8 protein-coding genes and 1 tRNA gene are annotated in these 12,564 nt (G+C 60.2%); 5 read left to right on the top strand and 4 right to left on the bottom strand.

Annotation, left to right across the window (positions count from 1 at the left end; all coding sequences use genetic code 11):
• The first annotated feature begins 12 nt into the window (after positions 1 to 12).
• The 3 genes from WCL10_RS08030 (at position 13) to WCL10_RS08020 (ending at position 9,068) form a co-directional block, all read left to right on the top strand.
• Entirely contained in the window at positions 13 to 216 is a 204-nt protein-coding gene (locus WCL10_RS08030; RefSeq protein ID WP_336895128.1) for a hypothetical protein, read from the top strand.
• A gap of 370 nt (positions 217 to 586) precedes the next feature.
• Positions 587 to 652: transfer RNA gene (locus WCL10_RS08025), tRNA-OTHER, on the top strand.
• 814 nt (positions 653 to 1,466) lie between these two features.
• A complete protein-coding gene (locus WCL10_RS08020) occupies positions 1,467 to 9,068 on the top strand; it encodes an FG-GAP-like repeat-containing protein (RefSeq protein WP_336895127.1) in 7,602 nt (2,533 codons plus the stop codon).
• 60 nt (positions 9,069 to 9,128) lie between these two features.
• On the opposite strand, the gene WCL10_RS08015 is transcribed toward WCL10_RS08020, so the two are convergent.
• The 4 genes from WCL10_RS08015 to WCL10_RS08000 form a co-directional block, all read right to left on the bottom strand.
• A complete protein-coding gene (locus WCL10_RS08015) occupies positions 9,129 to 9,869 on the bottom strand; it encodes a hypothetical protein (RefSeq protein WP_336895126.1) in 741 nt (246 codons plus the stop codon).
• The gene (locus tag WCL10_RS08010; RefSeq protein ID WP_336895125.1) at positions 9,866 to 10,654 is read right to left on the bottom strand and encodes a hypothetical protein; all 789 of its coding nucleotides are present in this window, start codon (positions 10,652 to 10,654) and stop codon (positions 9,866 to 9,868) included. The genes WCL10_RS08015 and WCL10_RS08010 overlap by 4 nt, the downstream gene beginning before the upstream one ends.
• 149 nt (positions 10,655 to 10,803) lie before the next feature.
• Positions 10,804 to 11,004: an AlpA family transcriptional regulator gene (locus WCL10_RS08005; RefSeq protein ID WP_336895124.1), complete on the bottom strand. Its 201-nt coding sequence runs from the start codon at positions 11,002 to 11,004 to the stop codon at positions 10,804 to 10,806.
• Between the two features lie 79 nt (positions 11,005 to 11,083).
• Entirely contained in the window at positions 11,084 to 11,545 is a 462-nt protein-coding gene (locus tag WCL10_RS08000) for a helix-turn-helix transcriptional regulator (RefSeq protein ID WP_336895123.1), read from the bottom strand.
• Between the two features lie 346 nt (positions 11,546 to 11,891).
• On the opposite strand from WCL10_RS08000, the gene WCL10_RS07995 reads away from it, so the two are divergent.
• Both WCL10_RS07995 and traL read left to right on the top strand, forming a co-directional pair.
• Positions 11,892 to 12,236, top strand: a complete 345-nt coding sequence (locus WCL10_RS07995; RefSeq protein ID WP_336895122.1) for a hypothetical protein — start codon at positions 11,892 to 11,894, stop codon at positions 12,234 to 12,236.
• A 28-nt stretch (positions 12,237 to 12,264) separates the two neighbouring features.
• On the top strand, positions 12,265 to 12,552 hold the full coding sequence (gene traL / locus WCL10_RS07990) for a type IV conjugative transfer system protein TraL (protein WP_292629025.1): 288 nt from the start codon (positions 12,265 to 12,267) through the stop codon (positions 12,550 to 12,552).
• The last annotated feature ends 12 nt before the right edge of the window (positions 12,553 to 12,564 follow it).

Raw genomic sequence — 12,564 nt, 5'->3', positions numbered from 1 at the left:
ATCAAGGGGAGCGTGATCTTCGCTGTTCTTCAGGGGTTGGTCGGCGGCCTTGTTTTCTGGTTCCTCGGGATCGCCGGCGCGCTGTTGTGGGGCGTGCCGGTGGACATATCTTCGCTGTTCCTGGTGATCGGCACTGGGCTGATCTGGTTGCCCGTTACCATTTATCTGGCCGCCATGGGAGGTATCTGGCGCGCTGCTGGTCGAGATTCACTTTAAAACAAGTGGTCAGCAAATCGCCCGTAGAGTCGGACTGTAGTCATCATTCAAAAGACTGCCGACTAGCGACAGCCGAGTGTCCGCCTTCGCAACAGCGCTCCGCCGTTCGCAATACCCTAAACTTCCGGCATCGGCCAAATTTTTCCGTCCGCGTTCCACGTTCAGCACCTGAATGTATGGCAGGTCTTGATGGGCACGATTCAAGCCGTGAACGGCGACCTTTTTTGACGAAGGCGGAGTGGCAGCTTCAGATACGACGGTAGTCTCCAGACTCTTACCACGGGAGCTGACAATCGACGATTGCTCCCCTGCCCTGCCCTGCCCTACCCTGGACTGGACCGGACCGGACCGGACCAAAACGGACAAACCTGGACGCATACGGACGCAAACCCTCTTAATCAGCGGGTCCTTGGTTCGAGCCCAAGTGCGTCCACCATATTTCCTATATATATCAATGGCATAATGCCGGATGAGCAAAGCTTCATCGGTCGATGACTATTCCTAGGTAGCTTTCTAGGTAGCTCGGTCAAAGCAAAAAAGGATTGCGCTGGCTGCCGGGTTTGGTGGGAATCGAGCCGCACAAATGTCCTGCTTTTCGCCCTACTCCGAGTCTGGCCGTTTAGTCGTCAGATCCTAGTTCCCAAGCGCCGCCATGCGTCATTTTTGCCAGCGGGCGACAGGGAAATACTGAGATTGGGACTTTCATGCGACTACCGCGATTCATTTCGAATGTTAGTTATTGGTAGTAGTCCACGTTTAGCGATGACCTAACCCACAAACATGATGACACAAGGTGAAACGTTAGTAGTCAAACAGCCTCTAACCAGAATCCGCAAAATCTGGAATTTTTCTAACGTTCTTGTTAGGCTTGCCTTTAAATCCAGTCGCACTAATCCTTCGGCCCAATAAAATGTCTAAGCGGTCGAGAGCCTGCGCTACGTCATATTCAAACACACATCCGACTGCCTGATTGGCAATACCCTTGAAATCCGCCACCGGCTTGTTCAAAAGTCGGAGATAGGCGCTCGCAGTGATGCGCTGATATGACCACAACGCCTTCAGAAAGATTCGACGTCAGTCACGAACGCACTGGGCGAGAATTTACCAAAAAAACAAGCCCGTAAAGTACACTCGGCGTTAATGCTTTTTCAGAAGCTTCGTCTTGCGATTCGCCAAATTAAGCCATATGCTTCACGTTGCGTGTAACCGGACAAGCTTCAGGGGGATGCTTGCGTATACTGCAACGCTTTTTGGCTGCCGCCCTGATTATGTCTCCGTCACTTGCGGCGGCACAGGTAGTGCCCGGGGCAGTCGATCTGCGCCAAAGCGTTACTCCCGCCGGCACAGCAAGCATTGGCGTCAAAGTTCCAGCGCTTCCGGGCGGCGGCGGTCTCGCGCCATTCCTTGAGCTAGCCTATTCCGGGCACAGCGCTGACGATCCCCTCGGAGCGGGGTGGTCGATCGCAGGCATATCGAAGATCACGCGAGGATCACGCACCTGGCAGGATGATGGGCTGGTCGCCGGCGTCGATCTTTCCGAGGACGACGGATTCTATCTCGATGGTGATCGGCTGATCGCGACAGCCGTCGCAACCTCGAGCGGAGTTCGCGTCACCTATTTTCGGAAGCGCCATGACGATGGAACTGTCGTCACGGCTTTCGGCACTAAGGGCTTCTATACGCGCTTCCAAGTCGAGACCAAGGCGGGGCTGACGACCGAGTTCGTTCCCGGTCCAACAATTCCCTTCAACGGTAAATCCGTCACCTTGTCCTACCTCCCCACCCGCACGAGCGACCGTTCGGGAAATTACCTGACCTGGGAGTTCACGGCGAACGGACTGCTCGCGGATGTAACCCGCGTGACCTATTCCGGTTTCGACGGTCCCAACCCCCAGGCGCCATTCGCCGAGATCCGGTTCGTCTACGAAGCCGTGCCCCGGCCGCGCACACTCTATCTCTACGGACAGACAGTCCAGCGCTCTACTCGTCTGAAGGCCGTCGAGAGCAGGGCGCTCAACCCATTGGTCGCCCCCGTAGGAAGCGTAATTGGCCTCGACCTCGAATATGAAGAACGATCCACCGCGGAAGGATATGTTCTAAAGGCGATCAGTCAAAGGGGCCTTGACGGATCGAAGTTGCCGCCAGTCTCCTTCGATTATCGAGCGACCACGGAGAGCTGGACTGCCACCCCAGCGCTCGAGCTGCCGGTCGAGCTTGCGCGCACGCCTAACCCGCTTGCCTACCAGTTCGCTCGGGTGGGCACCGCCGCGGCGCCACGCAACGCGATTGTTGCGAGCTTTGAAACGGACGGAGGCAAGGTCGCCAGGACATTTGTCGCTGGCGCGGGCGGATGGTCAGAGGACAAGGCGAAGGCGCCCCCATTGCTGTTCGTCGATAGCGGCGGGCGTGCCCTCGGGACGATCTTATTCGACGTGGACGGCGACGGCCTGAGCGACATGCTGCAAGGCGGCGCCGATGCCGGGCAAGGATTTCGCCAGACCAAGGACGGTTGGGATCGCGAGCTCAAGTTCGTGTTGCCCAGCACGCTCGTAGATGGAGCGGGCGATCTCCGACCCTATCATTCTGGCGACCTAGATGCTGACAAGCGGAATGACCTCCTGATCGGTCGCGATGGCGGCGGGTTCACAGCCTACCTCAACAAGGCAGGTGGCTGGCTCCGATCAGATGTGCATGAAGTGGCGGGCGGCAACGACGAGTTGATCTTCGCGGATCTCGATTGCGACGGGCAGTTGGAGCAGTTGGAAGTCGTCTCGGCTGCCGCTGGCACACGGCTTCTAGCGCGTTCCGCAAGCCCGTCTGGTTGGAGCGGCCAGACCGAAATCTTCGCAGGGCCCGCCGCTGACACCTCGCGAGTCATGTCCGTTCGCATTCGGGGAGCGGCCTGCCCGGCGATTCTCCTCGGGCAACGCACGGGTGTCAGCGAGACCGCCACCCTGCTATCCAAAGGTGCCGGATTATGGACGGCGACACCAGTCAATTTTTCCGACCGCGTGTTCTGGGACAGCGCCGGCAAACCCATGGCGCCACGGCTTGCCGACATTGACGGCGACACCGGCGACGACATTCTCATTCGGCAAAAAGTCGGCGCCACAGATCGTTCAGTGACGCTTCTCCAAGGTGCGTCGCTGGGGACATGGACCGCTGCGCTTCCGGGCTTGCTGCCACCGGTCGACCTCGGCGACGCTGACCGACCGAGCGGATTCGTCAAAATTCTCGACTTCAACGGTGACGGCCGGGACGACATCGCCATTCTCCCGGGACCGACCGCAGTTCAGGGTAATGTCTACCTCGCGACGGGGGCCGCCTGGCAGCGAGCGTTCGACTTCACGCCCGCAACGGACTTCTCCCAGAAGCCGGGCAAGCAAGGGGCCTACCGTTTCGTCGACATAAACAATGACGGCCTGACCGACGTTATATTCAACCGCGGTGAAAGCTCCGGGGACAAGGGCGCGATTCTCAACACAGGTAGCGGCTGGACCGCGGCTTCTGGGTGGACGCCTCCGAGACCGATGTCGCGAGAAGGGCAAGCAGCGACGACGCTCGATATCTTCGATGTCGACGCCGACGGTGTCGCGGACCTCGTCTATGGTTACGTCAACCAGTCGGGCACCGCTGTGACCGAGACCTACCTCAATCGTTCTGCTGAAGGCGCAACGGGGTGGGGATCGCCGGTCGTGGCGCACAAGCTTCCCGAACCCATTTACTCGCCCCAATTCGGCGATCTAGGTTGGCGGTTTACCGATCTCAACGCAGACGGACGCCCCGACATTCTAAAGGCGATCGTAGACCGAAATGGTCGTGTCGAGACAGCCGCGTACACCAACGATGGCACTGGCTGGGTTCCGCTTGCGGGCTTTGCCGCGCCTGTGGGGTTTGTCGTCACGAACCGCTACGGAGCCGAGAACCATGATGTCGGAACGCTGCTGCTCGACGTGAACAGCGATCGCTTGCCCGACATCGTCGCCAACTACCGCGATCCCTACACCAACGATGTAGTGACTGGAGTCTACCTCAACACGGGTAGTGGCTTCGCAAAGAAATCGTCCGGCAATCCACCGATCCGCTTGGACGATGCAACCATCACCCCGCTTCTCGTCGACGTAAATAGGGACAATTATCAGGACTTCCTCGCGCTCGGCGAGAACGTTGCTGACATGTACCTCGGCACCGGCACGGGCTGGGTCCGAGCGTCCGGCTGGGATGTGCCGAGCTCTGCTAAGTCGGACATCTTCGGCTATTCGGCGCTACGTATCGCCGACGTTTCCGGCGATGGTGCGCCGGACATTTTGTTCAATGCTCCCCAACGCGATGGGTCCGCCCTTCGCGGAACTCTACTCAATACCGGGTCGGGGTGGGTGGCGGCCGCGGGTAGCTTCTCTCCTCCGATGGCGTTCGTCGGCTCGAATGGCTCGGATGCCGGAGTCAGGCTCATCGATATCAACGGCGACAATGTCGTCGACATCGTTGGCCCTTCGAGCGCGGTCGCAACGTCAGCGCATATCAATCCGAATAGAGGGACCGCGCTGATCGCTTCGGTGACCGCATCGGGCGGGGTGCGGACGCGCTATAGCTATGCAGCACTGACGCAAAGCGACGGACCCGCGAAGGCCGCTTTGGCTGCGAGCCCCGTAGTGACCTTCCCGGTGACGCGCGCGGTTCCCACAGCGCCGCTGATCGTGCGGGCCGAAGTCGACGAGGGGCAAGGCGTCACCCGCGGGGTCGAATATCGCTACGGCGGCTTCCTGTACGACCGTCAACGTGAGCAGGCGCTCGGATTCGCGACAACCGAGCGAGTCGAGGCGCCCTCGCGGATCCGCTATCGCACGGAGTATAATCAGGCATTCGATCTTGTCGGACTTGCAAATCGCGAAGAGGTTGCTGCGGTCGGACCAGGCGGAGTCTATGTCCCGATTGTCGATGTGCGAAAAACCTGGGATTTGAAAAGAATTGCCGGCGCTCAACCGCCGTTCTCATTGCAGGCCTATTATCAGGTCCAACAACGCGAGATCCGTAGCGAGAAGCGTGACCTCGCTGGCGCGATGCTCGCGACTGACACCCGCCAGATGGACTATGACGAATGGCTCAATGTTACCAAACTGACCACTGTCGATGACACGGGGCGCAAGGTCACTGCGACCAATATCTACGGTCTTGACGAACTCCACCGCCGATTTGGACGGCTAACCGAGGCTCGGACCATCCATGAGCGCGCAGGCGAGCCCAGCCAAGCGCGCGCTGCTTCGTTTGTCTATGACGCAAAGCTCTACTTGATCGCGGAGTCCTCCGATTTTGGCGATTCCAAGCTGGCTGTGAGGACGGAGTACCAGCGCGATGACAGGGGACTTGTTGTCGGGACGACCAAGACGACTGCGGGCGCGCCGGCGCGCACAGAAACGATGCAATGGGATGCGATGGCGCGATTGAGCGTCGCATCGACTAACGCACTCACCCAACGCGTGACGCGCGCCATCCAACCGGGAAGCAACGGTTCGGCGTTTGCCATGCCCGCGCGCGTGACCGACGAGAATTCGCTGTCAACCGATATCACCTATGACGGCTTTGGTCGGGTCGTCACCAAACAGGGCGCCGACGGCGTTCTGGTCGAATATGAACGACTTTCGCGAAGCGCAATTCCGTCCGCTTGGCTCGCCAACCCCGTCTCTTATCTTTCGCCCGCGGCACCAAAATGCACGCCTGGCCCGTACACCGTGGACCCGATCCTTCGCTTGCCGACGATCAGCTTTTCGGAGGCTGTTTGGATTACCCCGCCCGGCGGCGCCCGGCGGCTCGAGAGCGTAACCTTGCTAGACAAGGCCGGCCAAACCGTTCGCGTCATTGCCGTGCGCACCGACGGCAAATTGGCGCGGCTCGTTTTCATCGACACCGCTTATGATGTTCGCGGCCGAGTGATAGCAAGATCGACCCCATATTTCGCGGGAAGTGGCGCTTCTTGGTCGCGCTTCAGCTATGACGAGCTTGATCGCCGTATTCGAGCGATCAAACCCGACGGCGCGTGCTTCAGCTTCGAATATGACGGGCGGCGGACGATACAGATAGACCCTCTCGGCCACCGTTCGGTTATAGAAAAAAGCGCGTTGGGCAATCCGCTGGTCGTGGCTCACGCTAATGGCGGAAAGACCCAATTCCAGTACGACGTGATGGACAGGGTTATCGCCGTCATCAGCCCCGTAGGAGTGAAGACGGAGTTCGCCTATGATGCTGCAGGCAATCGCCGCCTGACCAAAGACGCCGACGCAGGCGTGGTCGCGTTCGAGTATGATGGGTTCGGGCAGATCCGGCGCCAGAAGGCAGCGAGCGATCTGACATGGTCAACGCTCTCCTATGACGCCCTTGGCCGCGTGACTGAGGTACGGGCGTTCGACCAAGTCTCCCAATGGACCTATGATCGTCCTGGCGCGGTCGGGGCGCTCGCTTCGATCCGCTCGCAATCGCAGAACACGCCCTCCTCCCGGATCTATTCGGAGAGCTACTTCTTTGATGCCCTCGGACGTCTGGAGCGGACGGACTTCAATTTCGATGGGTCGTCCGATGCCCCAAAGTACTCCGGAACATCGACGATCGCATATGACAACGAAGGGCGGGTCGCATCGATAATCTATCCGGTGAGCGGGGCGCAGCAGCCCTTCCGCGTCGATCGTGCCTACGATTCCGCCTCCGGCCAGCTCATGTCTGTCTCCGATAGCCAGGGCGCGACGCTCTGGACGCTTGTCGCATCCGATGCCTCGGGACGAGCGACGCGGACCAAGCTTGGCAACGGCGTCACCGAGGACCGAGTATTCTCCGCGCTCGGCCAGCTCGACAAGCAGACCTTGAGCGGGCCTAGCGGCGTCGTTTCGGCGGCCGCCTATCAGCGCGACGCGAATGGTAACCTACTGCGCCGCACGGACACGTCCACGGGAAGCGTCGAGACGTTCCAATATGACGAAGTCGATCGGCTGACACGAGCGGTTACCGACGGGGCAGCCGTGACCGCGCAGTACGATCTTGGGGGCCGTTTCACGTCGAAATCGGATGTCGGCAATTACGAATATGGTTGTGCGGGCGCACCAGCCAATGGCGTGTGCCGGATCGTCAAGAACGGTACGACCGAGACGCTCACGTACAATGACCGTGGCAACGTCATCACCAGCCGCGACTATGCCGTGGAATATGACGCGAGCGGGCGCGCGCGACGGTTGAACCGCGTTACTTCGGCAGGACCGGCTCCGCTGCTCTATTCAGAGTTCGGCTACGGTCCGAACGGCCAGCGCGTGTTCACGCGCGAGCGAGGATGCGCCGACAGCAGCTGTGCCTTCTACCGAGTCAAGGAGACGCTTCATCTCGGGATCGCCGACCAGCTATCGGTGATGCGAGGAAAGTCGCGCATCGGGGTTGATCGTTACTACATCGCCGCCGACAATGGAGCGTTCCTGTCGATTGACTTCGTCGATCGCCGACAAGCGCTCGGGACCGACAAGACGGGCCCGGCGGTCATTTGGTCGTACATGCACCGCGATCACCTCGGGTCGATCATGATGCTCACTTCGCAGGCGGGCAAGGTGGTCCAGAGGTTCCGCTTCGACCCATGGGGACGCTCGCGGGGCATGGAAACGGCGGACGACAGCGCCGAAGGAATGGCTGCGGCATGGACACGTGGCTTCTCCGGGCACGATCATATTCCACAGTTCGCGCTCATCCACATGAATGGCCGCGTCTTCGACTCGCGGCTTGGCGTCTTTTTGAGCGTCGATCCGCTCACCAGCGACGCGACCGACCCGAACGACCTCAATCCCTATGCTTACGCGCGCAACAATCCTCTGAAGCTCAGAGATGTGTCGGGATACGGCTTCTTCGACGATTTCTTCCGCGATCCCCTTGGAACTGTCGGACGCGAACTCGGGAATGCGTGGCGCGAGACGACGCAGTTTGTAGGCAAACACTGGCGAGAGATAGTCGTCGTTGCCGTCGCAGTCGGCGTGACAGCAGCTTGCGCGGGAACGTGCGCACCTGTGGTGGCAGCTGCGCTTGCCGGTGCGGCGGCGGGGGCCACGGCGGGCGCCCTCTACGGCGGCACGTTCGAAGACGTGATGAAGGGCGCGATAACAGGAGCTGTGTTAGGCGCTTTTACGGGCGCGATCGGCTCGAGCACCTTGCCGACCTGGGGGAAGGCAACGGGGTACGGGTTCGTATCGGGTACACGAACGGCGATGGGCGGGGGAGAGTTTGGCCGCGGGTTCGTCATCGGCGTCATCAGCACGGGCGTTGACGCGCAAGGGTTGGTTTCCGGGAAAGAGGCGGAGGATGTCGCGTTGCGCGTCGCTGCAGGTGCAGCAATTAACGGAACTATCTCCGAGTTGAGTGGTGATAAGTTTGGCAATGGCGCGCTGACCGGAGCGTTCCATCAGCTCTGGCAGGATGCTCGCACGCAGAATTGGCAAAAGACTGAGATCGTCATGCGTCTAGTTGGCCTGTACAACGCCCGAGAGGCGACATTAATTGGCCTCGGGGCAGGCACCGTGTTGGCGGGATATGCCTATCTGGCAAACAAGCCGGCGGTGAAATTCAGCATGAATGAGGCCGGGCTGTTCGTGTTCGAAAACGCTGGCGCGGGGCCAGGCGCCGGCCTCACGCTCGGCAACACCATTCTGTACACGCCGGAGTCTTCGGGTGGGAGAAAGACGCTCAATCACGAAATCCGTCACACGGCGCAGTGGGGGGCGTTCGGGACGGGGGGTTTCTTCCGGGAATATGGTCGGCAGGTAGAGCTACACGGCTATTGCAACGCACCATTCGAAGTTGAGGGCTATCGACAGCACGCGCAGTGTCACTAGGAAAGCCTGATGTTGGGTGCGTACGGGCCTGGTGCGAACAAGCCCTTCTTGCGCTGATGGTCACAAACTGAATGTGCGCACTAATTCGGCAGCATGGTCGACGGCCGAGCCCGAAGCACCAGCGAGCCATTCGCGGTAGCTGGCGAAAGTGAAGCTGACTTCGTCACCGGCGACGCGCTCGCGAAAGTCTATCATCTCGGCACGATGCCGAGCACGGTCTTCTGCCGAAATGTGACGACCAGCACGCTCTATAGGCTCAGCGAAGATGTAAAAGAGATGCGGCCGCAGTTTCTGGCGCCGAGCATCGGTCACGAGCCCATAGGCGTGCTTGACGAGCTGCGCGGCATCAAGATGAAGATACGACGCCGTTCCGTCGCGGAGGGCATCGCGCAATGCCGAGTATCGCCCCATGTTTTCGCCCCAGACTGGTCGGTCATAAGCGGCCGAAAACCGCACGGTCTTCGAATCGCGGAATGGCTCGAAGCGCTTGGACTCGATGCCGATCAGATACGTGTCGGTAAAAGCCGCCGCGTCTAGCCAAGGGTGCGTTCCCTGCGACCATGGAAAGCGCGCGCAATACTCGATCTCCACGCGATTGACTCTGCCAGCCACCGCCATTCCCGGCACGGCGGGAAGGACCCAGGGACGCTCGACGAACCAGCCAAACGCATTCGCCGCGAGCGCCGCCGAACTTTCAGGATGTGCGAACTTCCCGCTGGCGATCTCGTCACCACCAGCCTGCGCCATTCGATCTCTAACGTAGGCTTCGGAGACGCCGGGTAGGAGCGCAATCTCGGTCACGTCAAACACGCCGGGAGCGAGTGTTCGAGCCGGTCAAGCAGCTCTCGTGGCGCCAGCAGATTGCCCGCATCAATGCTGTCGTCGAGTCTCCGAAACCCAAAAGACATGGTCACGCCCATCCCGCTTCCCAGGGCACGCACACCTTCGTCGAATGAGCTTTCGATATCCGCCAAGGGAAACCGCCCATAGTAGGCCTCGGGGGCCAGCACGGTCAGGTCGATGCGCTCTGCATCCAGCATTGCGCTGGAGCGCCCCGGGCGATCACTTCGGGCAAGGAGCCACAGACAGGCGTAACCTACGATCTCGACGGCAGCGTACAGCGGATTGTCGCTCGCGATCTTGAGTTCGATCAGTTCGAAATGGTTTTCATCGTGACGCCGCACAAGGTCGATCGCGCGGCGTCCATCGCCTGCGCCCTCGACCAAGCCGGAGGCCACGGGGATCTGATTTGCCCAATCCGTTCGATTGAGAGCTACACAGGCGGCAGCGATGGCGCGTTCAATGACCACCTCGGGGCTTCGGTTATGCGCGGCGATCTGCGGCTGGAGGCTGTGCCAGCGCCAGTTCTGCTTCGACCGATCCTTGTTAGTCGTGGCGTTGCTGGCAAGATAGTTGTGTCGGATGGTCTCGAAGATTCCTGCGACCAGCACGCGTCCATCGAACGGAGGCAGCTTCAGCACCGCTGATCGGTGACGCAAGCTGGTGATGGACAGTGCTCCCGAAACCGACGCTTCGACACCATCCAGCAGCGACTTGGGCTGGTCGGAATTTCTGGGGGAGGCCATCGGCCCTTCCTACAGCGAAGGTACCCAGCTGCAAAACCAATCGACTGCATTGCCGATGGCTATCGCCCTTCTGGAACAGCTTTCATGGTCAATCCCGCGTTAGTCGCACATGTTACCTGCTGCAGTCGGTGGCGCTTGGTGGAAGCGGCCTAAAGCGAAGCGACTTGGCTTACCCAATCGTCGATCTCTGCTTCAATCCAGACCGCGCATTTCGGCCCAAGCGAACGTGATTTCGGAAATCGGCCTTCGCTCATCCGCTGATAGATCGTGGACCGGCTCATACCCACCCGCCCGATGACCTCGGGCAGGCGCAGGAGCCGCGCGCGCGGCGGCCCATGCTCGTCTGTCATTTCGGCCGGCAAAGGGGTGTGCTGTTCGGATGTCATAACTAATCTCGTGTAGTAAGATCGGACCCCTCCGAGCTTGGTGTTAGCGGGACAGGCTCATCGAGATGTCCCGGCCCACGACATCGTCGATGTGGTTGGCGAGCATGCGCGCTACGAGCTGCGACGTGCCCGTCGCCCATTGCGGTCTCAGATCAGTCATCCGGCCGCCCAGAGTGCGATCGAGATGACCAGGCAGCGCACTGAAAAACTCTTCGAGAAACCCGCCCATGTCGCTGTGCATCCAATCGCAGGCCAGCTCCTCCTTACCGGCGAGCGCAAGGATCATGGTGGCGCGGGGATGGGCATCACAAGCGACGAGAATGCGCGAGGCTTCATCCAAACCGATAGGGCGTTCGCCGCGCATGATACGGAGCAACGTCTCACGGTGCATGCCGACTTCGCGCGCGATTTGGTGACGCGGCTTGTCGGTGACGTCTACTGCGTGCCGCAGAACATTCGCGAGGCTGACGTTAGCATGAGAGATATCAGATCGAATTTGGGTCACGTGTGCGCTCCTTGGTTTGAGTGAGTCGCAGACATAATCCGAGAGTCAGCTTGTAGGAAAACGAAAAGAACAAACAGGGAATATATCGTTTATCAGCGAATCGCTCCTATGCTCCGATTCGTCGGTGTCATCCGGCCACGCAGCGGGAAAACTCCATCACAAGATCGCGCGGTATCCGCCATTTTCCGCCAGAAACACCGACGTCGGCAGTTCGATCAGTCCGCATTCGTCCAACTTGATACCGCATTGGTGCCTCGAGCTTTCCTACAACGATTTCCTAGATGCATGTGGAGTGCACAGCGAACGCAAGGACGCTGTATCCACCCCTCTCCAAACGGAGCTACACATGCAGTCCCTCACCATCCCCCGGCGCGATGGCGCCAACAATACCGGCCCCGCGAAGTTCAGTCGCGCCCTCAATATCGCCATCCCCGTCGCCATTGCGGCGCTCGCGGCAAGTGCGGCTTATGCTGGCACGGACGCGACCTTCACCCCTGCCCTTACCAAGTTCACCAACTTCCTGCAGGGATCGGGCGGCAAGATCATCACCGTGCTCAGCCTGGCGAGCGGTCTGATCGGCCTCGCATCCGGACGCTTCTCCCTCGGTCAGGTCGCCGTTCCGGTCGGCGTCGGCATCGGCGTCGGCACGGGTGTCCCGATCGTCACCTCGGTCGTTACCGCGATCATCTGACGACCGGGCACGGGAAGGCAGCGCCGTCATGGCAGACCCTTACATCATCCCTCGCCGGCTCGACGACCCGGAGCTTATCGGCTTCTGGACCATCGACGAGTTTGCCGGAATGATTGTCCCCTTCACCTGGGGGATCCTCAGCCAGCATATCTTTATCGGCATCGTTGTCGCCTTCGGCGCCTGGTTCGCACTGCGAAAGGCAAAAGCAGGACGCACCAGCGCCTGGGTAGCCCATGCCGCATATTGGTATCTGCCGGCCGGATTTCTGGGCCTCAAGTCGACGCCGCCTTCCCACTGCCGCTTGCTTGCCGGTTGAGGGAAGAGACCC

It is taken from the genome of Novosphingobium sp. (assembly GCF_037133355.1).
GTDB lineage: Bacteria > Pseudomonadota > Alphaproteobacteria > Sphingomonadales > Sphingomonadaceae > Novosphingobium.
The sequence above is the reverse complement of the archived record's forward strand: the minus strand, read 5'-3'. Positions and strand labels throughout refer to the sequence as shown.